Raw genomic sequence first — 20,925 nt, 5'->3', positions numbered from 1 at the left:
CATGAATGATCTGATCCCGATGCTCGGCGGTTCCCTGGGCAACCCGTTTGAGCTGATCGACATGCCCATCGATGACTGGGTGACTTGGTTCGTCGACTGGCTGGTGGACACCTTCCGTGACTTTTTCCGGACCTGGGTAAGCCCGCCGGTCAAGACCGTTATGGAGGGGGTCCAGTGGCTGCTTACCTCCACGCCGCCACTGGCCGTACTGGCCGGGCTGTTCGTCCTCGCCTGGCGCGCCGCCTCCTGGAAAGTGGGTGTATTCGCCGTGGTCGCCTTCGCCTTCATCGGCTTCATGGGCGTCTGGGACGAGCTGATGACCACCCTCTCGCTGGTGATCACCTCGGTACTGTTCTGTCTTGTGATCGGGGTGCCCATAGGCATCCTGTGCTCGCGCAGGGACATGACCTACACCCTGGTGCGACCGATACTGGACATCATGCAGACCACCCCGCCCTTTGTTTACCTGGTGCCGGCGGTAATGCTGTTCAGTATCGGCAACGTGCCCGGGCTGATCGCCACCATCATCTTCGCCATGCCGCCGACCATCCGCCTGACCAACCTGGGCATCCGCCAGGTGCCCGGCCAGTATACGGAAGCGGCCACCGCCTTCGGCTCCACGCCGCGCCAGATCCTGTGGAAGGTGCAGGTGCCGCTGGCCATGCCGACCATCATGGCGGGGCTGAACCAGACCATCATGCTGGCGCTGTCGATGGTGGTGATCGCGGCCATCATCGGCGCCGGTGGGCTCGGCCTGCTGGTGTTCCAAGGGCTGAACCGGCTTGATATCGGCCAGGCCTTTGTTGGCGGGCTTGGAATTGTGCTGCTGGCCATGGTGCTCGACCGGATCACCCAGGGTCTGGGTGAGAAGGCCCCGGGCAGCCGGGCCAGCAGTGATGACTGACAACCATCTGTGAAGCGCGGATGCCGCCGGCATCCGTGGGACGACACAGCTCACAGCGATGTGAGTTCAATAAGAGCAATACGGAGGAACGTATTATGAAACGCCTGAAATCCATTTCGCTGAAAGCGCTGGCGCTGGCCCTGGTGGGCTCTCTGGCGCTCAGTGCCCAGGCCGACGACCACAAGTCCATGCCCGGTGAGGGCGTAAGCGTCCAGCCGGCTGTGGCTACATGGACCTCCGCCATTCCGGTGAGCTGGGTCTATGCGGAACTGCTGACCGAGCTGGGCTACGACATTCAGGATCCGATTTCTCTCCAGAACCCGGTGGCCTACCTGGCCATGAGCGAGGGCGACGTGGACTACTGGCCCAACGGCTGGTTCCCGCTGCACAACCCGCAGCTGCCCGACAACTGGGATGACAAGGGCACCATCTTTGATCCGCTGTGCAAGGGCTGTGGCATCCAGGGCTACCTGGTGAACAAGGAAGCCGTCGAGAAGTACGACATCGAAGGCATCATGGACATCGTGGAAAACAAAGAGACCCGCAACGCCTTTGACCACGACAACGACGGCAAGGTCGAGCTCTACGGTTGCCCGCCCGGCTGGGGCTGCCACGAAGGCATCAACGCCATGATCGACAAGTTCGAGCTTGGCGACCGCATCGACCATGTGGATGCCGGCTATTCCGCGAACTTCACGGAAGCCATGTCCCAGATCGAACAGGGCAACCCGACCCTGTACATGACCTGGGGCCCCAGCGCCTGGATCCTCAAGCTGGTACCGGGTGAGGACGTGATGTGGGTCAACGCGCCCGGCATCGTCGAAAGCGAGAACGAAAAAGCTTCCGGCATCAGCGGCGCTGTGACCGATCCGATCGAGATGGGCTTTGTTGCGGCTGACATCCAGGTTGCCGCCAACAACAACTTCCTCAAGGAGAACCCGGCCGCTGAGGAACTGTTCCGTCAGGCGGAAGTACCGCTGAAGTGGATCAGTCAGGTTGACGGCAAGATGAGCGAGCAGGACCTGGACGACGACGAAGTCCGGCCCCTGGCCGCTGAGTGGATCGATCAGAACCGCGACATGGTCGACAAGTGGCTGAAGGCAGCTCGCGAAGCAGCCAAGTAAGCCAGTACGATCCAACCGGATCGGAAAAGAAAGAAGGGGGCTCTGCGGAGCCCCCTTTTTTGTGCCCGGTCAGCGGGCCGGCGTGCAGGCCAGCCGGTAGGCGGCCGGCGTCACCACCAGCGCGATCACCGTCGCCAGCAGCAGGCCCACGCCAAAGGTCTGGGCAAACGGCGGCCAGAGGGTGCCGCCCGCGACCATCAGTGGCACCAGGCCACCAAAGGTGGTCATGGTGGTGGAGCCGATATGGCGGAACGTGGACCCGGTGATCACATCAACCATGGCGGCGGCATCACCTTCCCGCGCGTGCTCGTCGTCATCCAGGGCGGCAATCATGATGATGGTGGCGTTGATGGCCACGCCCACCAGCCCCATGATCCCCACGATGATGATGAAACCGAAGGCATGCCCGGTCAGCGCGAGGGCCAGCAGGCCCAGACCGAAGGCCTGGGCACCGCTGAAGAAGACGATCCCCGCGCGCCGGAAGGAATTGAACGTCAGGGCCACGGCCGCAACCATCATCAGCACCAGAATGGCCACTGAACTCAGAAGCCGGGTGACGGCCTCGTTGCGCTCCTCGGCCTCGCCGCCGGTCTCCAGCCGGTACCCCGGCGGCAGGTCCAGCTCCGTCTCCAGCCTGTCCTCAAGGCGCCGCATCACCGTGGGTGCCAGCTCCCCCACCTCGAGATAACCGCGCACCAGCTGTACCCGTTCACCCTGGCGCCGCTGGATGCGCCGCCATGACGGCGTCAGCTCCTGCTCCGCCAGGGTAGCCACCGGGATACCGCCCCGGCCCTCGCCGCCGCGGATCAGCGCGCTGCCAAGCATACTGCTCTGGCCACGCCAGGGCTCCGGGTAGCGCACCTGAACCGGCATCTGTTCCGTTTCCTCCAGCATGAAGCCGCCCTCGCGCCCACTGAGCAGCGCATTGAGCTGGCCGGCAACGTTTTCCGCATCCAGCCCCAGTGCCGCGATCTCCTCCTGGTCCGGCGTCAGCTCGATCCGGGGCTGGTCCCGGTTGACCAGGGTATGCACATGGGTGACTTCCGGCAGGTCATGCATGAAGCCGGCAATGCGCTCGCCCAGGTCCGCCAGCACCGGCAGTTCCGGGCCATAGAGACGCAGCTCCAGGGGCGCGGCTACCGGCGGGCCCTGTTCGTAACGCCGCACCAGCGTCTGGGCTTCGGGGAAGGCCTCATCAAGCCGTTTCTGCAGCGCCCGGATTGCCGGAATCGTCCGGTCTGAACCGGCGGTATCCACAATGGCCTGGATGAAGGCGGGATTGCTGTCCTCGCGCCCCACCAGGTTGTAATAGACCTTGGGCGCATTGCCGCCCGCAACCATCCAGACGTCCTGAACCCCCTCGACGTCACGGATAACGGGGGTCATGCGCTGGGCCACGTTGCGCGCGCGATCCACGGAGGCCCCGGGTTCCAGGCGGACCTGGATATGGAACTGGTCCCGATCCGCTGCCGGAAAGAAGCTGATCGGGAGCATGGGCAGGATCACGGCGCCGCTGATGGGCAACAGCAGTGTCAGGCCAATGGCAATGACCGGGCGCCGCAGCGTGATCCCGATGAAGGAACGCAGCCACCGCATGGCCGGCCCTGGGCCCGAGGCGGAGACGGCGGTCGGCCCGGTCAGAAGCAGTGGGCTCATAGCGGGAATCACCAGCAGTGCCACCAGGTAGGAGCTGATCAACGCCAGGATCACCGCAATGGCCAGCGGCCCCACGAACTCGCCCGCGCCGCCGGGCATGAGCACAATGGGCATGAAGGCGAGGATGGTGGTGAGGGTGCTGGCCAACAGCGGGCCGGCGAAGTGGCGCAGCGTCCAGCGCACGGCCTGGGTGTGGGATTCCCCCTGGCCCAGACGCTCACGCAGGGCATTGGTGACCACGATGGCGTTGTCCACGATCAGCCCAATCGCCACGATGATGCCCGTGATGCTGATCTGGTGGATGTTGACCCCAAAGACCCGGAACAGGCTCAGCACCAGCAGCATGGTTGCGGGAATGGCCAGTCCCACGGCGAGCGCACCGCGCCAGCCCAGGGTCAGGAACAGCAGCGCCACCACGATGACCAGCCCCATCAGGAGATTGCCGACCACGCCTTCCAGCCGCTCCTGTGTATACAGGCTCTGGTCGAACAGCACCCGGGCTTCGACGCCGTCCGGCAGGTCCGCCCGCATCCCATCCAGAACGTTCCGGGCCCGCTGCGACCAGCTGTCGATACGGCCGCCCCCGGCCATGCGGGCGCCCACCAGGATGGTTTCCTCGCCGTTGAGCAGGGCATGCTGTTCCGGCGGATCGGCCACGCCCCGCTCCACGTCCGCCAGGTCGCCCACTTTCAGGCGTTGGCCCTCGCCGATGCTGATGGTCACATCTCGGACCCGCTCCAGGGTGGCGAAATCGCCCCGCAGCGTGACCGCCCGGCGCGAGTCGCCGTTGTCCAGAACACCCGCCGGGCGTCGGGCATCGGAACCGGCCACGCGCCGGGCCATGTCCTCGGCGGACAGCCCGAGCTGCGCCAGTTCGGCCGGATCCGCGTGCAGGCGGATCACCTCGGCGGCGCGACCGAAGAGATTGGTATAGTCCGTACCCGGCATGGCGCGGAACCGCTCTTCCAGGCGATCCGCGTGACGACCCAGGGCGTTGTGGCTGATGCCCGGGTCCTCACGGGTCAGCGCGATCACCATGGAAAAGGCGTAGAAGCGGTCATCGATCAACCGGGGGCGGGATGCCTGGTCCGGTAGGTCCGGGCGGGCGTCCGCGAGCTTGTCCCGAACCCGGCTCCAGACGGGCTCGACCTCTGTCACCTCCTCGAGGAGCTCAATGGCGATGCTGGAGACCCCCTGGCGGGAGGCGGAGGAGAGCACCTTGACCTCCTTGAGGGTACGGATCTCGTCCTCAAGCGTCTGTGTGACCAGTGCCTCGACCTGTTTCGGGTCCGCGCCCGGGAAGGTGGTCAGGACGCGGGCGTTGCGCGCCGTGATGCGCGGGTCCTCAAGGCGCGGCAGGGTCTGGATGGCCGCCAGGCCGGAGACGATCAGCAGCCCCACGGCCATCACCAGCAGGCGGCGGTTGAACAGCAGCCGCTCAATCACCGTCGCCGCCCTCGTCCGCAATGCGCACGCGCTGGCCCGGCACCACCCGGTGGGTGCCGCCATCGATCACATCCATATCCGCCTTGAGCGGGCCCCGGACCAGAACGCGCCCATCGTGGCTGTAGAGCCACTCCACATTCACGCGCCGGATCCGGTGGGCCTCCTCGCCGTCCGGTTCTACAACCAGCACGGCCCAGAGGCCGGAGCGGGCGCGGGTCAACGCGGATTCAGGCAGGACATGGCCGCTCTGCGACACCTCGGTGGCATGGCGCAGATGGGCGATCTGCCCCGGCACCACCGGGGCGCCGGCATCCAGGGCGACGCGCAGGGTGCGTGTGCGCCGCGCTGGATCCAGTTCCGGAAGCCGCTCGACCACAGTGCCTTCAAGCGACTGGCCGCCCACTCTCAGCGGCACCCGGTCACCGCTGCTGTAGGCATCTGCCGTGCCTGCCGGCATGCCGATGCGCGCCTCCAGGCTGCCGGGGTCCAGTACCCGGAAGGCCGACGTTCCGGGTGAGACCAGATCGCCCTGGTCCACCATCCGGCGGGCCACAACGCCATCGAAAGGCGCCCTGAGGCGGGCGTCATCCAGGTTGGCCTGAACCCGGTCCCGGCGCCCCTCAAGCCCCTGGAGCTGGCCTTCCAGGCGCCGCCGTTCCGCCTCGGCCCGGTCCACGTCACGCTGGGTGCTGGCGCCATCCCGGCGCAGGTTGCGCTGGCGTTCCTCTTCCTGGCGCGCCAGGTCCAGGCTGGCACGGGTGGCGGCCATCTCGCCCTCTACTTCCTTGAGAGCGGCCCTGAGGCGGCGATCGTCCAGAACCGCGAGCACCTGGCCTTCCTCCACGGTGTCGCCTTCCCGGACCTCGATGCGGGCCACCCGCCCTTCCGGCTCAAAAGCCAGAGTACTGGCCTGTCGCGGCTCCACCAGCCCGGTATGGCGGGTCACCTGCGGGAAGCTTTCCACCGCCTCGGGGGTGCTGACGCTGACGGGCAGCAATCGCCCATCATCAGCTTCCCCAGTGGCCTGTGTGCTGGCCCAGGCACGCAGGATGATCAGGGCCAGGGCAAGGACCGCGAGTGCCACCAGCACACGCGATCGTTTCCATTGGTCTTTCATGATCGGGGTTCCGGGTTATTCGGCTGTGAACAGAAGGTAACCCGTCGCACCCTATCGATCCAGTTCAGATCCGGAAACGGCCGACCACATCACGCAACCGTTCCGCCATCGAAGCCACTTCATCACTGGCGGCACTGGTCTGGTTGGTGCCTTCGCTGCTTTCCTGCGCCGATTCCACAATGCCGTTAACGTTGCGGTTGATCTCCTCGGCTGCCTGGCTCTGTTCCTCAGCTGCCGTGGCGATCTGGGTGACCTGCTCATGGATCCGGCCAACCGAGACCTCTATTGAAGACAGCGCCTGCTGGGCCTCACCGGCGCGCTCACGGTTATGGTTGGAGCGTTCCCGCGCGCCCTTCATGCGTTCCACGGCCTGGTCGGTCTCGGTCACCAGGCCGTCAATGATGGTACGGATCTCCTCGGCGGAGGCGCTGCTGCGCTGGGCAAGGGAGCGGACCTCATCCGCCACCACGGCAAAGCCCCGCCCGGCCTCACCCGCCCGGGCGGCCTCAATCGCGGCGTTCAGCGCAAGCAGGTTGGTCTGGTCGGTCACCGAGTGGATCACGTCCAGCACCTTGCGGATCTCCTGGCTGCGCTCGGAAAGCTGGGATACCACATCCGCGAGCCCATCCAGCTCGGTGCCCAGTTCATCCATGGTTTCCGCATTCTCGCTGACCACCCGGCCGCCCTCACGGGCACGCTCATCCGCCTCCGAGGCAGCGTCCGCCACCTCACTGCCATTGCGGGAGACCTCCTGGACCGTAGCGGTCATTTCGTTGATAGCCGTGGCGATCTGGTCTGTATCGTGGCTCTGGCGCTCCACCGTCTGGCGGGTCTGGTCCGCAACCCGGTTGAGTTCCTCCGCGGAAGAGGCGAGCCCCTGGGTGGTACCGTCCACCTCCCGGATGGTGTCCTGCATGATGCGCACAAAGGCATTGAACTGGTGGGAGAGCTCGCCGATCTCATCGCCGGTCTCTTCCGGCAGGCGCTGCGTCAGGTCCCCCTCACCGGCGGCGATACCCGCCATGCGCCGCGAGACCTCGCGGATGGGTCGGGTCAGAACCCGTGCCATCACCACGGCACCACCCCCCCCCAGCAAAAGGATGACAAAACCGATACCCGCCACCTGCCATGCCAGGGCATCGGCGCCGGCCATCATCTCGGAACGGGGGATCAGGCCGATGAAGGTCCAGCCCAGCTCCGGCGATGTGAACACATTGGCCTGCATGGTCTGACCATCCAGTTCAACACTGCGGCTGCCCCGCTCCATCGACTGGAGACGGGCGAACACATCGGATTCCAGTTCATCCACATTGCGGAAGTTCTGCTCGGGGTCATCCGGGTTCACCAGCACGGTGCCACTGTCCTCGATCAGCACCAGGTAGCCGGTCTCTCCAAACTGGATCTCGCTGATGCGCTCGGTCAGCCCGGCCAGGGACACATCCATACCCTGAACGCCGATCACCTCGCCGCTGTTGTCTTCCACAGTGCGTACGGAGCTGACAATGGAGGCATCGTCGGTCTCGAAGTAATAGGCATCCGTGCGCACCACCTCGCCAGGGTCCTCCATGGCAGCCTGATAGAACGGCCGCTGGCGGGGGTCGTACTCCGGCCCGATCTCACCCTTGGGCCACTGCAGGTACCCGCCATCCTTCGTGGCCATGTAGATGTAGGCGAGCCCGGAGTGGCTGCTGGCGAACCGGTCATAGGTCTGGAAGATCGAGGCCTCGAAGCCGCCATTGTCCTCCGGCGTCATGGCGACGGTGCTCGGCACGTCGAGATAGCGGCTGAGCGACCCCCTGGCCTGCTGCACCTCAGGCTGGCTGGCCAGGAAGCGGACATTGGCCGCAACCTGGTCAAGATAGTCCGTCAGCCCTGCGTCAACCTGCTCAATCTGTTTGAGACTGGCCTCATTGAAAGCGGATTCCGCCGCATCGCGCGACTGGTAAACCGCCAGGCCGGCCAAGGTCACAATGACCAACGCAAGCATCAGGGTGAACGCCGCAACAAGTTTCTGGGCAATACTCAAAGTCAACCTCGGGATGTTTGTTGGTACTCGGCAATATTATAGCGTGTGCCGCTCCGCCAGTCCTCTGCGATCATATGGCAACCCCTTGCCTCCCAGGAGCTGGAAGCAAACACCATGCCCAAGGGATTGCTCCAAGCCATCGATCACCTCTCAGAACCATCCACCCGTGCAGTGATAACCTGATCCGCTATAATAGCGTCACTGTGAGTCAACGCCATGGGAATGAACACCCGCGCCTGCATCCTTTGTCTGCTGACCGTCCTGCTCAACCTCGGCGGCTGCGCGGTCCACCAGTCCATCGGCCATGATGCCGGCGCCTTCCTGCGGGATGTGGACGGACAGCGCTTCCGCCCCGTGCCCAAGCATGAGTGGGACAGCAGCAACCATGCCCTGCTCTATGTGTACCGCCCGCAGTCCGACTGGGGTGATGCCGAACTCATGGCGCCAAGCTTCTACCTGGATGGCCACCACTACGTAAACCTGCGCAGCGGCGGCTATACCTGGCTGGAGATCCTGCCGGGTACCCGGGAGCTGGACATGCACCGTCCCTTCTTCGGCATTGAAGGGGTCGGCTCACCATTTTCCCATATCCTGGATGCGGAACTGGAAATGGAGGCCGGGGAAATCTATTTCCTGCGCTACTCGGAAGTGAGTGAAACCAGCGCCACCGACTCCCGCCTACCCGATGATCATCCCCTGAGCCGCGGTACCGTACGCCTTGTGGCCCAGGAGGCCGCCATGGACGAACTGCGCGAGACACGCTTCATGGAAAGCGTTCTGATGGCCACCAACCATGCCGGAACCTCCATCGTTGCGGACAACCGCGAGGCGGATTACCGGCGCCGGCGCGAAGCGCTTATGGAGGAGCGAAAGAAGGAAATCGAACGCATGAAGGAGCAGGGCCATTACGAGCCCGCTCCCTGGTACTGGCCATGGGGGGGCGGCCCCACCGAACCGCTGGAAACGGACCGCCAGCTGCGGGAACTTGAACGGGAGCGTGCGCAGCGGCTGGCCGCGGCGGAGGGTGACGGCCACTGGTGGTGGCCGTTCTGAGCGCCGTACCGTAGTATGGCGGGGTTATGAGCGCCAATACGATCTCCCTCAACCGCAACACGGATCAGCTTCCGGACGACGGGCGCCCCGTATGGCTGTTCGGTTACGGATCACTGATCTACAAGGCGGGGTTTGACTACCTCGAAACCCGGCCGGCCACCATCCAGGGCTGGAAGCGCCGCTTCTGGCAGGGCTCCCACGACCACCGGGGCACTCCCGGTAACCCCGGCCGCGTGGCAACCCTGGTTGCAGACGCCCAGGCCTGCTGCACCGGTCTGGCGTACAGGGTGTCACCGGATGTGTTCGAACAGCTGGACGTGCGCGAGAAAAACGGCTATCTGCGCCTGATCCGCCCTCTCAGGCTGGACGATGGCAGCAACGTGGAAGGCCTTGTCTACATCGCGACCGAAGACAATGCCGCCTGGCTGGGGCCTGCTTCAGAGGCCGCCATTGCACGACATGTGGCCGCCTCCGAGGGGCCAAGCGGGCCCAACAGCGACTACGTGCTTGAACTCGCAAACGCCCTTCGGGCCATGGGGGTGGATGATCCGCATGTTTATGGAATTGAACTGCATCTCAGGGCTGTTCTTGATGAGGATCATAACCCCACCTATAGTAGGTTCCAGTCCCCTGAGACCTGATGAGTCAATAATGTGTCTTATAATGACAAAAAAAGACCCGTCAGGGGCCCGAACATAACCGAGCCCGCTCTCGTGGTTGCTGCAAGACGGCTGCGCACCGACTTCCAGCTCTCGATCATTACGCTGCTGGGCGCTGCCGCTCTGTTCGGCATTGTCCCCTTTGGCGTCTACCGCTTCCTGGAAACCAACTACATTGCCGGCTTTGCCGACTCTCTGATCTCCTTCGGCATCATCAGCAGCGTGATCTACGCATGGCTGTCCGGCGATACCGAGCGAACCGGTTTCGCCCTGGCGGTTTTCTGCTGTGTGGCGGGAGCGATCATCGGTTCCATCCTGCCGCATGTGGGGCATCTGTGGAGCTACCCCGTACTGGTTGCCAGCTTCTTCCTGACGCGGCCGGTCATCGCCGTCGCCCTCAACACCGCCATGGTCCTGGCCGTCATCTTCCACGGCATGTCCCTGCCCTCGGGGGAAAGCCTGTGGGCCTACTTTGCCACGGCCACGGTGGTCAGCGCCTGCGCCTTCATTTTTGCGATCCGGAACCAGCAGCAGCGCAAGGAAATGGCAGTACTGGCCCGCCGTGACCCCCTGACCGGCGTGCGCAACCGCCGCTCCATGGACGACGCCCTGCAGCTGGCCGCCTCCACCGCCAGCCGCACCGACACACCCTATGCCCTGGTCATGCTGGACCTGGACCATTTCAAGGCCATCAACGACAAGCACGGTCACGGCCTCGGTGACGAGATCCTGGTCAACCTGGCCCGGATGGTGGAGCGCAACACCCGCCAGAGCGACCAGCTGTTCCGCTTTGGTGGCGAGGAATTCGTACTGCTCATGCCGGGCGTTGACCCGGACGGCATGAAGGCGGTGGTCCAGGGGCTGCGCCAGAAGATCCGGTCGACCCTGCGAAGTCCCGACGGTCCCGTCACCGCCTCCTTCGGGGCAGCGCACCTGGGGGCGGAGGAAAACTGGGAGACGTGGCTGAAGCGCGCGGATGACGCGCTCTATCGGGCCAAGGAGAGCGGGCGGGACTGTGTCGTGATCGCCGAGGACAGTAAACAGCCCACCGACTGATCTCAGCCCAGGAGCCGGACTATCCGCCCTGAGCGTTGTACCCGCCCCTCATCCACCAGTTTCTCCAGGTGGGCCTCCAGCGACCGGGCGGCTACCGGATGGATCGCGGCCGGCACGTCATCATAGACCCGGGGCAGCAGTGCTTCCGTTGCAATGCCTTCCGTCGCCCCGGCCAGGCAGCTCAGCACCTTGTGCTCGCGGCGATGGCGGTGGGTGATCAGATAGTCGAAAACCGCCCATGGATCTGCCATCAGCTGGCCATGCCCTGGCAGAAGATGCTGCACCGGCTCATCCAGCAGACGCCGCAGCGTGGCCAGGTAGTCCCCCAGGTGCCCGTCGGGCGGATCAATGACCACCGTGGAGGACTGCATGACCAGGTCTCCTGCCAGCAGCAGCCCCTCCGGCTCCCACAGGAAGGCCAGGTGGTTGCCGGCATGCCCGGGTGTGTAGAGCACCCTCAGCCCCGGCACCAGGTAGTCACCCTCCACAGGTTCATGGTCCGGCTCAAGAGCGTAATCGTGATGCCCCAGGCCCCCGGCAGGACGCCGGAACACCAGGGAGGCGCCGGTGCGCTCACGCAGCCGATGGCTTGCCGGCGTGTGGTCCAGATGGGTGTGGGTGAGCAGGATGCGGTCGATACGGCCCCGGGTGGCGGCAAGAATGGCTTCCACGTGAGCCTCCTCATCCGGCCCCGGGTCCACTACCAAAACCTCCCCCGCCATGCGCAGGATGTAGGTGTTGGTGCCCGGCCCCGTCATGACCCCGGGATTGGGGGCCGTCAGGCGGGTGATGGCAGGCGTGATCGCCACCGCCTCGCCCGGCTCGATGCGGCCGGTCGTGTGACCGCCGGCGCCGGGGTCCATGAAACGGGCTTCGTCATAACCGGGCGCCCCTGCCACAAGGCTGCCACTACGGATCGGCCAGTCCTCTGACGGTGCCTCATAGGGGCTCAGATCCGCCAGTGAGGCAACCAGGTCGGCAACGTCCCGGAATCCCCGGAGCTGCCTCAAAGTGCCCAGGGTTGGCGGCACCAGCAGGCGTTCACCGCGGACATGCTCCTCCAGGGCCTGCTCCGGCGTCAGCCAGAAGGCCTCGATGGTTTCCGTACCATCCGGCCAGGCGGCCTGCCCCGCCGGTACCGGTGCCAGGAAGAAACGGGTATCAAAACGCCGCGGTGGTCCCGGCGGGGTGATCCAGCGCCCCAGATAGAAGAGATCGTCAGTGGCGGGCGTCAGCCCGGCGCGCCGGCAGTAATCCGCCAGCGCCTGCTCGCCGGCATCCAGCCGCCGCCGTTCATCGAGTTCCGGTACTGTATGCGTGGTGAGCTTTCCGGCCCTGTCCCGGACCACCAGCACACCGGCTTCCTCAAAACACTCCCTGAGCGCGGTGGTGCGATCCACCGGCGTCTCATCCAGCTCGCTGACCGCCCCGCCCGGGAAGACATCGAATCCGGGGAGGAAGACCACGTCGCTGGTGCGCCGCAGCAGCAGTACTTCCGGGCCATCGGCACCGTCGCGCGCCAGCACCAGCGTCGCCGCCTCACGGATCTCGGCCATGGCCATTCAGCAGGTCGCCTCCATCGCTACCTTGCCCCGGGTATGCCGGGTTTCAATGTGACGGTGGGCGTCCTCGGCATGATAGAAGGGGTAAACGCTGTCGACATGAACCCTGAGCCGGCCCTCATTCACCCACTGGCGCAGCACGTCCAGATCCGCCCGGTTCGAACGCACGATCACCAGCCTGTTGCGCTTCTGGAGACCCAGCCTGGCCAGCCCCTCTGCGGGCAGGCTGTGACCGCTGGGAATGGTATTCACATAGCGCCCACGGCGAGCCAGGGTGTCACTGAAATCACCGGCGCGGTAATTGCCAAAGACATCGAATACCACATCGAAAGGACCGGGAATGGCGGGAGCCGGTGTCTGCTGATAGTCCACGGCCTCGTTCGCGCCGAGATCACTCACGAACTTCAGGTTGCGCTCACTGCACACGGCAGTGACATGGCAGCCGAGATTGCGGGCAATCTGCACCGCGAAGTGGCCCACCCCACCGCTGGCGCCATTGATCAGAACCCGCTGCCCCGGCTGGACACCGGCGCAGTCGCGCAGTGCCTGAAGGGCGGTCAGCCCGGCCAGAGGAATGGCCGCGGCCTCGGTGAACGACAATCCCTCCGGACAGGGCGCGACCTCATCCGCCTCCAGCACCGCATACTCGGCGTGGACGCCACCGTGGAAACGGTTGCTCATACCGAATACCGGCTGCCCCACTTCCAGGCCCCGGACCCGATCCCCGATAAGGGTGATCTCACCGGCCATGTCCAGACCGCTGACGCGCGGCAGGGGTTCACGGTCAAGAAAACGCAGGAAGGAACGGAACACCCCTTTGCGCAGCAGCACATCCTTGGGGTTCAGTGCCCCGGCCTGGACATGCACCTGGACCTGGCCGGGGCCAACGCTTGGCTTCGGCCAGTCATCCACCCATTCCAGCACATTGGGTTGTCCATAGGCCCTGTAGATGATGGCTTTCATGGCGACGCTCCCTGACCAGCGGCACGGACTTTACGCCATTGTAGCCTTCAACCGGGAGGATTTCCTGTGTCATTACAGGCCCGTATCATTTCAACGGGCCTGTACGCCGGATGGCACTGCGTTGTCACGGATTGCGGTACTCTGCTTTCGGTCCCAGGTAGTACCACCAGTTCACGACCAGGCAGACCGCGTAGAAGATGGCAAAGGCATAAAGCGCGTTCTCCGGCGTTGTCGCCTTGATCTGCTCTCCGAAGACCTTCGGAATGATGAAGGCCCCGTAGGCGGCTACCGCCGAAGTCCATCCCAGAACCGGCCCAGCCTGTTCGCTGTTGAATACCTGGGCAATGGTGCGGAAGGTGGAACCGTTGCCGATGCCAGTGGCGGCGAAGAGCACCAGGAACAGTACCAGGAAGGGCACGAAGAACTCCTGGGGCGTTTCCGAGGCATAGGCCAGCTGCATGAAGTAGGCCACGCCCAGCGAGCTGGCGATCATAACCACCGCCACAATGCCGGTGACCAGTGCACCCCCCACCTTGTCCGCGATCCAGCCGCCAACCGGCCGGATCAACGCGCCGATGAAGGGGCCCATCCAGGCGTACATCAATGCGGACGGCCCGGCGGGATTGGGCGTGTCATGCGTCATCACGCCATCCACCATGATGTGCTGATAGCCGAAGATAACCTTGATGGCCAGCGCGAAGCCCGCTGAAAAACCAATAAAGCTGCCAAAGGTCATGGTGTAGATCAGGCTCATGACCCAGGTGTGCTTGTTCGAGAAGATCTTGAACTGCCGCTGGAGATTGGGCTTGATCTCACCCGGAATCAGTTTCAGAAGCATCACTGTGGTGAACAGGATGCCTGCAATGACAGGCCACTTCACCCAGTCCGGCGTCCCCAGCCCAACCGGGGCGGGAAGAATGATGTAGAGACCGACGGCGGCTGTGAAGAAGCCGATCAGCAGCATCCCCGTGATCTTGCCAAACGCGCTGAGCGGACTGCCGATGTTCGGCGATACGCCCTCGGTCCGGATATTGTCCATGCCAAACCAGCCCGCAAAGGCCAGGGGAATCAGGAACAGCAACCAGACATAACCGGCGTTGTGGATATAGGTCTCACTGCCGGCGGGAATCTTGCCGATCAGGGTGCCGGAACCGTTTTCCAGGATCATGGGAGCGCCACCGAAAACACCGATGGTCATGAACAGCGGCACCAGGATCTGCATGGTCGTAACACCGGCGTTACCCAGCCCGGCATTGAGCCCCAGTGCCAGCCCCTGCTTTTTCTTGGGGAAGAAAAAGCTGATGTTCGACATGGAGGAGGCGAAGTTGCCGCCGCCGATACCAGAGAGGAAAGCCAGGATCTGGAAGATCCAGAGCGGGGTTTCCTTGCTCTGAAGGGCCAGCCCCGTTCCGATGGCCGGAATCATGAGCAGGGCCGTGGTGAAAAAGATGGTGTTACGACCACCCGCAATGCGGATGAAAAAGCTGCTGGGAATCCGCAGCGTGGCACCGGTCAGGCCGGCGATGGCAGTCAGTGTGAAGAGCTCTTCCTTGGGGATCGGGAAGCCCAGATTGTCCATCTGGACCGTAATGATCCCCCAGTAGAGCCACACCGCAAAACCGCACAGCAGACTCGGGATGGAAATCCACAGGTTGCGGTTGGCGATCTTCTTACCCTTCGACTCCCAGAAGTCTGGGTCTTCTACATCCCACTTATTGAGTTCACCCATAACAAGGCTCCGGATCAATCTGAATGGATCGGGTTTCGCGGGAGGCCCGGCCTCCCGCGTCTTTCTCAGCTTTTGGTGGCATTGCCCTCGCGCCCGTAATCAAGCTGGATTTCCGGGAGGTAGCGGGCGCTTTCCTCTTCACCGCGCTCCGGATAGCGACGCCGCTCCATGCGTACGATGGCGCCGTGCATCCACAGCAGGGAGACCAGCACCAGGAGGAAGAGCAGCATGAAGCAGCTTGTCCACACACCCAGAAGGTCATTCAGGGCGCCAAAGATGATCGGCAGGAAGAAACCACCGAGGCCACCGATCATGCCAACCAGGCCGCCCACCGAACCCACATGGTCCGGATAGTAGACGGGGATGTGCTTGTAGACCGCGGCCTTGCCAAGCGACATGACAAAGCCAAGCGCAACGGTAATCAGCGCGAAGAGCGCAAGCGGCACACCAAAGGAGAATTCAATGGGGCCATCAATGCCCTGAATGATGTAGCGGGTCTGCGGGTAGCTCAGGACAAAGAGGCAGAGCAGGGAAACACCATAGGTCCAGTACATCACGGCACGGGCGCCAATCCTGTCGGACATCCAGCCTCCGAGGGCCCTGAATACCGAAGCCGGAAGGGCGTAGAGAGCGGCGAGCATGCCTGCCTGCTCCAGGCTCAGGTCATAGACGCTGACGTAGTAGTTGGGCAGCCATGAAGCGAGAGCCACGAAGGCGCCAAAGACAAAGAAGTAGTACAGCGAAAAGCGCCAGACCTGAAGCTTCTTGAGGGGCGCCAGCTGCTCCTTCACCGGCATGGGCTGGCTGCCCTCTTCGGTACGGCGCTTGAGGCGCGGGTCATTCTCGGTCATGAACCAGAAAACCACCGCCATGCCGGCAAGAATGGCGGCATAGACCTGGGCCGTCATCTCCCAGCCAAGCGCCACAACCAGGAAGGGCGCGCCGAAGTTGGTGACAGCGGCACCCACGTTACCGGCCCCGAAAATGCCAAGGGCCGTCCCCTGGTGCTTTTTGTCGTACCACTCCGAGGTGTAGGCAATCCCGACAATGAAGGAGCCGCCGGCCAGACCGATGCCCAGAGCGGCAACCAGGAAAAGGCCATAGGTTGTAACCGTTGAAAGGAGGAATACCGCCACGGACGTGGCCAGCATCAGGATCGTGAAGACCAGCCGCCCACCAAAGCGTTCCGTCCACATGCCAAGGAAAATCCGGCTGACGGAACCGGTCAGAACCGGTGTCGCTACAAGAAGCCCGAACTGCGTATCCGACAGTCCAAGATCCTGTTTGATCTTCACCCCGATCACGGAAAAGATTGTCCAGACCGCAAAACAGACGGTGAAGGCCAGAGTGGAGAAAGCGAGCGCCTTGTGGGCTCGCGGTGGGTCGTAATCGTGTTCACTCAGCATCGTCAGCTCCTGTTCAATCAGCGGCCACACAGCACTTGTGACCTTTCCGGCACAGAGTAACCAGAAAAGGAGCCTTTTACATACAGGTTTATTTCCAAATAATCAGGGCGTTACCCATATAGGGGTAGGTCGGGATACGTTGAGGTAGGTCAAAACGGCCTGAGGGTAGCGAGAGCGAAGATCACTGCCAGCTGAACCAGTGCCACAAGTGCCGCCACAGTCCTTACCCCAGGCGTCCGCGCCTGGTCCAGCGCCCACTTGCCGGCCAGAATGTAGCCCACCAGCAGGATCACCTTGCCGGTCAGCCAGTGGTGAACGAAGGGCATCCAGCCGGTTAGTGCCAGCAGCCCCAGGGCGGCGGCCAGCAGGACCGTATCATTCAGGTGGGGAAGCCAGCGCAGCGGGGTGCCACGCCACCCCGGTCGGCCCGCCGCATCCAGCCCAAGGCGCAGCAGCATCAGGACGGCGGTGGTATAGGCGGCCAGCATGTGCACGCCCTTGATGATGTGATAGAACTCCATGGTCGACTCCGGATACTAAGATTTATTTAAAATATATCTTAACTGGGTTACACTGACGCTGTCATGCGAACTGGCAGCAGCACAATGGCGGACTGGCTGATGCTCTTCAAAGCGTTCTGGCGCCTGCTCGCGTCTCTGGCGGTGCTACTGGGCGCCCTGGGGGTAGCCCTTCCCGGCCTGCCCACGGTGCCCTTCCTGCTGGTGGCCGCCTGGGCGGGGAGTCATGGCTGGCCGGAACTGGAACAGCGCCTGCTGGACCATCCGCGCTACGGCCCCTCCATCCGGGCCTGGCGTGAACAGCGGGCCGTGCCCAGAAGAGCGAAATGGGCCGCCTCCGTGCTGATCGCCATCAGCGTGACCATGCTGGTGGTCTCGCCGGCGCCGGAGCTGCTGCGCTGGGTGCTGCCACCGTTCCTGCTGTGCGTCACGATCTGGCTCTGGAGTCGACCCGATGGCTGAACCGCTCAACTCGCCACCCCGCCTGTCCCCTGTCACGCTGTTCAGCTACCCCTTCCGTATCTTCTTTCTGTCTCTGGCCATACAGGCCGTGGAGATTGTCCCACTCTGGGTGGGCGCCGTCACCGGGCGGCTGGACCTGCCGCTGGCCATCCCGGCACTGGCCTGGCACCAGCATGAGATGGTCTTTGCCTGGCTGCAGGCCGCCATTGCCGGCTTCCTGCTGACCGCAGTCTGTGTCTGGACGGGCACCACACGCACCCACGGCTGGCCGCTGGCGGGGCTCTGGGGCGTCTGGCTCATGGGGCGGCTGGTGATCACGCTCGGGGAGTCGCTGCCCGAGTGGCTGGTCATCGGCGTGAACCTGCTGTTCCTGCCGCTGCTGATGCTGGACGCGGGCCTGCGCGTGTGGCGGGCACGCCAGCCGCGCCAAATCCCGATACTGCTGGCTCTTCTCGGGCTCTGGCTGATGCAGGCAACCTTCCTTATCGGTGGCAGCGGCACCGCCCTCGACGGCGCCCTGCTCATGGCCATGACGCTGATGCTGATCATCGGTGGCCGCATCACCCCCAACTTCTCCATGGGCTGGCTGCGCACACGGGGGCTGTCCACCGAGGGCATCACTATCATTCCCTGGCTCGAGAAACTGGTGCTGGGCGTGATGGCACTGACCTTCCTGAGCGTGCTCGTGCTGCCTGATCCGGTTACGGGCACACTGGCATTGGTGGCGGGAGCCGTGGTGCTGGTGCGCATCCTGCTCTGGCGCGGATGGCGGGTGGCCCGTGAACCACTGCTGTGGATCCTGCACCTGTCGCTGCTGTGGATTCCAGTGGCGCTCTGGCTTCTGGCAGCCAGCCGCTTCGACACCATACCGGAGACGGTCTGGGTCCATGCCACTGGCCTGGGCGCCATGGGCGGGCTCATTCTGGGGGTAATCAGCCGGGTGGTGCTGGGCCATACAGGGCGCACACTGATTCTGCCGGGCGGCATGGTCACCGCCTTTGTCATGATCCACCTGGGCGCCCTGATCCGGGTCGCCACCGGCGCCGGCGGTATGAGCTGGCAGGCCGGCATCAGCGCCAGCGCCCTGCTGTGGATGCTCGCCTTCGGGCTCTTCCTGTTCCGCTACACGGGCATCCTGATGCGGCCACGCGTTGACGGGAGTCCGGGCTGATGCGACTGACGCGCCACACCGACTACGCCGTGCGCATGCTCATGTTCCTGACACTGCGCGATGGCCAGCTGGGCACCATCCGGGAGATTGCCAACGCCTACAACATCTCCCGCAACCACCTGATGAAGGTGGCCCATGAACTGCAGCGCAACGGCTATCTGGAAACCGTCCGCGGCAAGGGCGGCGGGCTGCGCCTGGCGCTGCCGCCGGAACGGATCATGCTGGGGAATCTGGTCCGGACCATGGAGCCCGACCTGAAGATGGCGGAATGCTTTGGGTGCGACAACCAGTGCGTGATCACCCCCAGCTGCCAGCTGAAGTTCGTCCTGGATGAGGCGCTTGGGGCGTTTCTGAAGGTTCTGGACGGTTACAGCCTGGAGGATGTCACCTCGCCACGGGCCCAGAAACTGCGTCAGCACCTGGCACTGACGCTAGAGGGCGAACCGACGCCGGCTCTCAACAGCACACCAGAAACCTGAAAACCGGCCTGTTCAGAGCGCCCCGAATCTCAGCCCGCCGTGCTGCTCGCCCACCAGCTGCTCCAGAAAATCCAGATCCCTGAGCCCAATGGGGCTGCGCTCCGGCGCCAGGATCCCCTCGCGCCGGAAGTCATTGAGCACCCGGGAAACCGTCTCCTCACGGACACCGAGCATCAGCGCAACCTGCTTCTGGCGGCACGGCAGACGGATTTCACAGCTACCCTGTTCCTCATGCAGCTGCAGCAGGAAGGCGGCCACCCGCTGTTCGGCGGAACTGGCGGTGAAGAAATCCACCTGGTTGAAGGAGCTCTGGAGGCGTTCGCTGGTCTGTTCCAGCAGGCGTGCGGCGAAAGCCCCGTTGGCCTCGGCCAGGGCACGCAGCTGGCGTACCGGGAGCCCGAAAACCCGGCTGCGCAGGGTCGCCCGGTAACTCATGATATAGCCGCTGCCGTTGAGAAAGGCGGCCGTCAGCGCCACCAGCCGCCCGGGGCCGTGGGCGCAAAAGAACTTTTCGTCCCCGTTCTCGGTGTAGCGCACCCCGGCAATCTGGCCACTGTCGACCACGCCGCAGTAACGGGCGGGCTCTCCCTCGCCGAACAGCAGTTCCCCGGCGCGGGTTTCCAGCCGGACCGTTGTTCCGATCAGGTTATCGAGTTCACGCCGGGACAGGCTCCGGAACGGGCTGTAAGCAAGCAGCCAGTCACGCAGGCGTTGCGCGTCCTCATTCTGGATCCGTGTCTCCTGCATACATCCGACTCACTCTGTTCCCGGTGAAGGCCCTCGGCCTATCCCACGAATTCCTGCAGTCCCGCCCTGTCCAGGATGGTGACCTGGCGCTGGGCAACCTGGACCAACCCCCGGTTACGCAGCTCCTTGAGCACCCGGGAAAGGGTCTCCGGCTGCATGGCCAGCTGGGAGGCCAGAAGCCCCTTGGGCAGCGGCAGCTCCACCTTAACCCCGGCGTTACGCCGGTCCGCGCCCGGCACCAGGCTCAGCAGATACTGGACCAGCCGTTCCCGGGCGTTCTGAGCCGTGAGAATGGTGCGGTCCTCCACAGTCCGGGACATGGCCGCCGCCACGTAGCGCATCACGTTCATCATGTAATCCGAACGACCGGAGACCATCTCCCGCAGCAGGGCGCCACTGAACGAACGCACACGGGTTGGCTCCAGACTCTGGGCGTACCAGGGATAGCGTCCGTCCGGCGAACAGGAGGACACCTCGGCAAGCACCTCCTCGGCGCCGACACTGCCAAGAACCCGCTCACTGCCCTGATCCGTAACCCGGAACAGCTTCACGGAGCCGGACAGCACAATAAAAAAGCGCTCGGCCCTGTCCCCTTCGCGGCACAGCATCTCCCCTGTCTCCAGGGTATGCAGGCGGCTCCGCTGGCACAGACTGGCCAGATCCTGATCGCTCAGATCCTGGAAGAATGGGTGCCGGTGAATGGCACAGTGCTCCAGGCGTGGGCACAGCAGGGGCTCCGCAAGCCTTGCATGGGTTACATCGGCCAGTTTGATCGCGTCGCAGGATGTCACGGCAGCCTCCTCGGGTTGACGGTTGTTCGCGGTGGGGGTGTTCTGCCTTGACATAT

At 64.1% G+C, this 20,925-nt stretch carries 18 protein-coding genes; 8 read left to right on the top strand and 10 right to left on the bottom strand.

The features are described 5' to 3' along the window. Position 1 precedes the first annotated feature (1 nt). Positions 2-904: an ABC transporter permease gene (locus H4I92_RS07965; RefSeq protein WP_218668176.1), complete on the top strand. Its 903-nt coding sequence runs from the start codon at positions 2-4 to the stop codon at positions 902-904. Between the two features lie 95 nt (positions 905-999). Next, the gene (proX, locus tag H4I92_RS07960) at positions 1,000-2,028 is read left to right on the top strand and encodes a glycine betaine/L-proline ABC transporter substrate-binding protein ProX (protein WP_179105655.1); all 1,029 of its coding nucleotides are present in this window, start codon (positions 1,000-1,002) and stop codon (positions 2,026-2,028) included. A gap of 69 nt (positions 2,029-2,097) precedes the next feature. Here proX and H4I92_RS07955 read toward each other — a convergent pair whose 3' ends face one another. The 3 genes from H4I92_RS07955 to H4I92_RS07945 all read right to left on the bottom strand — a co-directional run bounded on the left by H4I92_RS07955 (position 2,098) and on the right by H4I92_RS07945 (position 8,273). Next, on the bottom strand, positions 2,098-5,130 hold the full coding sequence (locus H4I92_RS07955; protein ID WP_338072763.1) for an efflux RND transporter permease subunit: 3,033 nt from the start codon (positions 5,128-5,130) through the stop codon (positions 2,098-2,100). Beyond that, complete coding sequence (locus tag H4I92_RS07950; protein WP_077530100.1) at positions 5,123-6,247, bottom strand: efflux RND transporter periplasmic adaptor subunit; 1,125 nt, start codon at positions 6,245-6,247, stop codon at positions 5,123-5,125. Before H4I92_RS07950 ends, H4I92_RS07955 begins: the two co-directional genes overlap by 8 nt. A gap of 64 nt (positions 6,248-6,311) precedes the next feature. Continuing rightward, positions 6,312-8,273 carry a methyl-accepting chemotaxis protein gene (locus tag H4I92_RS07945; protein ID WP_077530099.1) on the bottom strand — a complete coding sequence of 654 codons (1,962 nt, stop codon included), beginning with the start codon at positions 8,271-8,273 and terminating at the stop codon, positions 6,312-6,314. Between the two features lie 216 nt (positions 8,274-8,489). Here H4I92_RS07945 and H4I92_RS07940 point away from each other — a divergent pair, with 216 nt between their 5' ends. From H4I92_RS07940 to H4I92_RS17070, 3 genes are all read left to right on the top strand, one after another. Beyond that, entirely contained in the window at positions 8,490-9,326 is an 837-nt protein-coding gene (locus H4I92_RS07940) for a DUF2846 domain-containing protein (RefSeq protein ID WP_077530098.1), read from the top strand. 26 nt (positions 9,327-9,352) lie between these two features. After that, positions 9,353-9,967 carry a gamma-glutamylcyclotransferase gene (locus H4I92_RS07935; protein WP_077530097.1) on the top strand — a complete coding sequence of 205 codons (615 nt, stop codon included), beginning with the start codon at positions 9,353-9,355 and terminating at the stop codon, positions 9,965-9,967. 72 nt (positions 9,968-10,039) lie between these two features. After that, positions 10,040-11,041 carry a GGDEF domain-containing protein gene (locus tag H4I92_RS17070; protein WP_077530096.1) on the top strand — a complete coding sequence of 334 codons (1,002 nt, stop codon included), beginning with the start codon at positions 10,040-10,042 and terminating at the stop codon, positions 11,039-11,041. 2 nt (positions 11,042-11,043) lie between these two features. Here the strand turns inward: H4I92_RS17070 and H4I92_RS07925 are convergent, their stop codons facing one another. The 5 genes from H4I92_RS07925 to H4I92_RS07905 all read right to left on the bottom strand — a co-directional run bounded on the left by H4I92_RS07925 (position 11,044) and on the right by H4I92_RS07905 (position 17,222). Continuing rightward, positions 11,044-12,603, bottom strand: a complete 1,560-nt coding sequence (locus H4I92_RS07925) for an MBL fold metallo-hydrolase (RefSeq protein ID WP_218668175.1) — start codon at positions 12,601-12,603, stop codon at positions 11,044-11,046. After that, positions 12,604-13,566, bottom strand: coding sequence for an NAD(P)-dependent alcohol dehydrogenase (locus tag H4I92_RS07920; protein ID WP_077530095.1), 963 nt, complete (start codon positions 13,564-13,566; stop codon positions 12,604-12,606). Positions 13,567-13,690: 124 nt separating this feature from the next. Further along, positions 13,691-15,295, bottom strand: a complete 1,605-nt coding sequence (locus tag H4I92_RS07915) for an MFS transporter (protein ID WP_077530094.1) — start codon at positions 15,293-15,295, stop codon at positions 13,691-13,693. A 65-nt stretch (positions 15,296-15,360) separates the two neighbouring features. After that, on the bottom strand, positions 15,361-16,701 hold the full coding sequence (locus H4I92_RS07910; RefSeq protein ID WP_077531701.1) for an MFS transporter: 1,341 nt from the start codon (positions 16,699-16,701) through the stop codon (positions 15,361-15,363). A gap of 149 nt (positions 16,702-16,850) precedes the next feature. Then, positions 16,851-17,222: a SirB2 family protein gene (locus tag H4I92_RS07905; protein WP_077530093.1), complete on the bottom strand. Its 372-nt coding sequence runs from the start codon at positions 17,220-17,222 to the stop codon at positions 16,851-16,853. A gap of 63 nt (positions 17,223-17,285) precedes the next feature. On the opposite strand from H4I92_RS07905, the gene H4I92_RS07900 reads away from it, so the two are divergent. The 3 genes from H4I92_RS07900 to H4I92_RS07890 are packed head-to-tail and all read left to right on the top strand — an operon-like array spanning position 17,286 to position 19,331. Continuing rightward, positions 17,286-17,681: a YbaN family protein gene (locus tag H4I92_RS07900; RefSeq protein WP_245800864.1), complete on the top strand. Its 396-nt coding sequence runs from the start codon at positions 17,286-17,288 to the stop codon at positions 17,679-17,681. Further along, a complete protein-coding gene (locus tag H4I92_RS07895; RefSeq protein WP_077530092.1) occupies positions 17,674-18,852 on the top strand; it encodes an NnrS family protein in 1,179 nt (392 codons plus the stop codon). The genes H4I92_RS07900 and H4I92_RS07895 overlap by 8 nt, the downstream gene beginning before the upstream one ends. Then, positions 18,852-19,331 carry an RrF2 family transcriptional regulator gene (locus H4I92_RS07890; protein ID WP_077530091.1) on the top strand — a complete coding sequence of 160 codons (480 nt, stop codon included), beginning with the start codon at positions 18,852-18,854 and terminating at the stop codon, positions 19,329-19,331. The genes H4I92_RS07895 and H4I92_RS07890 overlap by 1 nt, the downstream gene beginning before the upstream one ends. 12 nt (positions 19,332-19,343) lie before the next feature. Here H4I92_RS07890 and H4I92_RS07885 read toward each other — a convergent pair whose 3' ends face one another. After that, entirely contained in the window at positions 19,344-20,078 is a 735-nt protein-coding gene (locus H4I92_RS07885; RefSeq protein WP_077530090.1) for a Crp/Fnr family transcriptional regulator, read from the bottom strand. Between the two features lie 38 nt (positions 20,079-20,116). Then, entirely contained in the window at positions 20,117-20,923 is an 807-nt protein-coding gene (locus tag H4I92_RS07880) for a Crp/Fnr family transcriptional regulator (RefSeq protein ID WP_077530089.1), read from the bottom strand. Between the last annotated feature and the right edge of the window lie 2 nt (positions 20,924-20,925).

Source organism: Vreelandella halophila (assembly GCF_019903425.1).
GTDB classification, from domain to species: Bacteria; Pseudomonadota; Gammaproteobacteria; order Pseudomonadales; family Oleiphilaceae; genus Halospina; species Halospina halophila.
The sequence above is the reverse complement of the archived record's forward strand: the minus strand, read 5'-3'. Positions and strand labels throughout refer to the sequence as shown.

Coding starts and splice junctions, on each gene's coding strand:
- H4I92_RS07935 (WP_077530097.1), top strand. CDS start 9,353: ATGAGCGCCAATACGATCTCCCTCAACCGCAACACGGATCAGCTTCCG.
- H4I92_RS07915 (WP_077530094.1), bottom strand. CDS start 15,295: ATGGGTGAACTCAATAAGTGGGATGTAGAAGACCCAGACTTCTGGGAG.
- H4I92_RS07890 (WP_077530091.1), top strand. CDS start 18,852: ATGCGACTGACGCGCCACACCGACTACGCCGTGCGCATGCTCATGTTC.
- H4I92_RS07895 (WP_077530092.1), top strand. CDS start 17,674: ATGGCTGAACCGCTCAACTCGCCACCCCGCCTGTCCCCTGTCACGCTG.
- H4I92_RS07950 (WP_077530100.1), bottom strand. CDS start 6,247: ATGAAAGACCAATGGAAACGATCGCGTGTGCTGGTGGCACTCGCGGTC.
- H4I92_RS07880 (WP_077530089.1), bottom strand. CDS start 20,923: ATGTCAAGGCAGAACACCCCCACCGCGAACAACCGTCAACCCGAGGAG.
- proX (WP_179105655.1), top strand. CDS start 1,000: ATGAAACGCCTGAAATCCATTTCGCTGAAAGCGCTGGCGCTGGCCCTG.
- H4I92_RS07920 (WP_077530095.1), bottom strand. CDS start 13,566: ATGAAAGCCATCATCTACAGGGCCTATGGACAACCCAATGTGCTGGAA.
- H4I92_RS07940 (WP_077530098.1), top strand. CDS start 8,490: ATGGGAATGAACACCCGCGCCTGCATCCTTTGTCTGCTGACCGTCCTG.
- H4I92_RS07905 (WP_077530093.1), bottom strand. CDS start 17,222: ATGGAGTTCTATCACATCATCAAGGGCGTGCACATGCTGGCCGCCTAT.
- H4I92_RS07910 (WP_077531701.1), bottom strand. CDS start 16,701: ATGCTGAGTGAACACGATTACGACCCACCGCGAGCCCACAAGGCGCTC.
- H4I92_RS07965 (WP_218668176.1), top strand. CDS start 2: ATGAATGATCTGATCCCGATGCTCGGCGGTTCCCTGGGCAACCCGTTT.
- H4I92_RS07885 (WP_077530090.1), bottom strand. CDS start 20,078: ATGCAGGAGACACGGATCCAGAATGAGGACGCGCAACGCCTGCGTGAC.
- H4I92_RS07900 (WP_245800864.1), top strand. CDS start 17,286: ATGCGAACTGGCAGCAGCACAATGGCGGACTGGCTGATGCTCTTCAAA.
- H4I92_RS07925 (WP_218668175.1), bottom strand. CDS start 12,603: ATGGCCATGGCCGAGATCCGTGAGGCGGCGACGCTGGTGCTGGCGCGC.